The sequence below is a fragment of the Campylobacter concisus genome (genome assembly GCF_902460675.1).
Lineage (GTDB): Bacteria > Campylobacterota > Campylobacteria > Campylobacterales > Campylobacteraceae > Campylobacter_A > Campylobacter_A concisus_AJ.
Genome location: NZ_CABPUQ010000005.1, coordinates 1 through 1770 on the forward strand (window position 1 = coordinate 1; position 1770 = coordinate 1770).

Consider the following 1770-nt stretch of genomic DNA (forward strand, 5'->3'; position numbering starts at 1 on the left):
TTATAGGCATTATACTTCTACTACTAACAAGCATATTTTTAATAGCTTGCTCTGCAAATCAAGCAAGCAATAAGATAAGTAACTCTGAGCTAGAGAATTTAGCTAGTAAATATGGAGGAGTTTATGTATTTGATGAGAAATTTGAAAAAGAGATAACTACTAAAGAAAAGATAAGACGAGAAGCAGAGTTAGCAATAGTAAATGCTTCAAAAACAGATGCTGAGATGAGAAAAAATTTAAAAGGGTTTGATACAAAATATCCTCAAATTTTGTCAAACGGTAAAAAATACTATACACGCTGGATAGACTATGAAAACCAAACTGGCAAAAAAGCTGAAATTTCTGAAACTTATATAAATAAAATCAAAGAATTTATAGGGGATGATTTTAATAAGCAAAAACCAGAGTTATTAATGCTTTATCTATATGAAGACAATGGGATGGCTATACCTATAACAGTAAGAGCCTCTTATACATACGTAAAAACAAAATATGGCTTATTTGGTGATGAAGGACGTGGCATTAAACTTAGCAAACAAAACTTTGTCACTAGGACAAGTAGAAGTGAATTTCACATAATAAATGGCAAATTTGAAAGAGCAAGCAAGGACAAGTAATGCAAGCTAAAAAATCAAGCAAAGAACTAATAAACTGCTTTAAAGACTATATAGATATTGCCGATGCTTCTTATACTCTTTTACATAATGTTTTTGAGAATGAAAGAAATAAACTAAACAATAGCTTCAATCAATAAAAAATTTAACAATCTACAAATAAAACATAATAAATTAATAATATTATAATTTCAAAGACAATAAAATAAGCAAAATAAATTTTCTAAAAGGATATAGGATGAAATTTATAGGCATTATACTTCTACTACTAACAAGCATATTTTTAATAGCTTGCTCTGCAAATCAAGCAAGCAATAAGATAAGTAACTCTGAACTAGAGAATTTGGCTAGTAAATATGGTGGAGTTTATGTATTTAATCAAAAATTTGTTGAAGAGATAGAGAAACAAGAGCAAATAAGGGACAGTAAGAGAAAAGAGATTTTAGAAAGAATAAAGGTAATACCTGACAAAAATGAGAGAAATAAAAAAATGAGAGAAATTTTAAAGCTTGAGTTTTACAATAATCCAAATATGGATCAAATTCTTTCAAACGGCAAGCCATACTTTAAAGGTGGCACATCTAGTAAAATTTCAGAAAGCTGCTATGAAGAAATTTATAAATTTATAGGTGATGAAAATTTAAAAAAATATAAACCATGGATATTTTCAAATCTATACTACAAAGATAAAGACGAAAGAATTGTTCAAATTTCATGTACTGTTGCATACGAAAGAGTAAAAACACAATACGGCTTATTTGGAGACGAAGCCAAAGGTATTAGCTTTAAGAAAAACAGCTTTGAAAGTCTTGGCGGTGGCAATAAATTTATACTAACTAATGGCAAATTTGTAAAAGCAGAAAAATAAAAAGGATATAGGATGAAATTTATAGGCATTATACTTCTACTACTAACAAGCATATTTTTAATAGCTTGCTCTGCAAATCAAGCAAGCAATAAGATAAGTAACTCTGAGCTAGAGAATTTAGCTAGTAAATATGGAGGAGTTTATGTATTTGATGAGAAATTTGAAAAAGAGATAACTACTAAAGAAAAGATAAGACGAGAAGCAGAGTTAGCAATAGTAAATGCTTCAAAAACAGATGCTGAGATGAGAAAAAATTTAAAAGGGTTTGATACAAAATATCCTCAAATT

General features: G+C 28.6%; 3 protein-coding genes and 1 pseudogene. All 4 read left to right on the forward strand.

The features are described from left to right. The coding region (locus tag F3G88_RS10350; protein ID WP_188117487.1) for a tRNA 2-selenouridine synthase at positions 1-617 on the forward strand (617 nt) is incomplete at its 5' end. After that, complete coding sequence (locus F3G88_RS10110) at positions 617-754, forward strand: diadenosine tetraphosphate hydrolase (protein WP_149716081.1); 138 nt, start codon at positions 617-619, stop codon at positions 752-754. The genes F3G88_RS10350 and F3G88_RS10110, both read left to right, overlap by 1 nt. Before the next feature lie 98 nt (positions 755-852). Next, a complete protein-coding gene (locus F3G88_RS10115; RefSeq protein ID WP_149716082.1) occupies positions 853-1482 on the forward strand; it encodes a tRNA 2-selenouridine synthase in 630 nt (209 codons plus the stop codon). Between the two features lie 12 nt (positions 1483-1494). Beyond that, positions 1495-1770 (forward strand): annotated as a pseudogene (locus tag F3G88_RS10120) (tRNA 2-selenouridine synthase); the annotation flags it as partial.

Coding starts and splice junctions, on each gene's coding strand:
- F3G88_RS10110 (WP_149716081.1), top strand. CDS start 617: ATGCAAGCTAAAAAATCAAGCAAAGAACTAATAAACTGCTTTAAAGAC.
- F3G88_RS10115 (WP_149716082.1), top strand. CDS start 853: ATGAAATTTATAGGCATTATACTTCTACTACTAACAAGCATATTTTTA.